Annotated in this window: 1 protein-coding gene; it reads right to left on the minus strand. The window is 63.4% G+C overall.

The window, feature by feature from the left end; translation table 11 throughout:
- A partial coding sequence (locus ACR0CG_RS24180; protein ID WP_480528070.1) for a PLP-dependent aminotransferase family protein occupies positions 1-524 on the minus strand: 524 nt, incomplete at both ends.

Genomic DNA, 524 nt, shown 5'->3' on the forward strand with positions numbered 1-524 from the left:
ACCTCGATGATCCAGTCCGCGATCTGGCGGAATTCAACCTCGCCAAAGCCGCGGGTGGTGCCGGCGGGCGAACCCAGGCGGATGCCCGACGTGATGGTCGGCTTTTCCGGGTCAAATGGCACGCCGTTCTTGTTGCAGGTGATATGCGCGCGGCCCAGGGCCTTTTCGGTCGCGTTGCCCTTGACGCCTTTGGGGCGCAGGTCGACCAGTACCACATGGGTGTCGGTGCCATGGGTCACCGTGTCCAGACCGCCTTTGATCAGCTGATCCGACAGCGCCTGCGAATTGACGACGACCTGCTTGATGTAGTCCTTGAAGGCCGGTTGCAGCGCCTCGCCGAAGGCCACGGCCTTGGCCGCGATCACGTGCATCAGCGGGCCGCCCTGAATGCCGGGGAAGATGGCCGAGTTCACTTTCTTTGCGATATCTTCATCATTGGTCAGGATCATGCCGCCACGCGGACCGCGCAGGGTCTTGTGCGTGGTGGTGGTTGCCACATGCGCATGCGGGAAGGGGCTGGGGTG

This window comes from Ruegeria sp. AB8 (genome assembly GCF_056542605.1).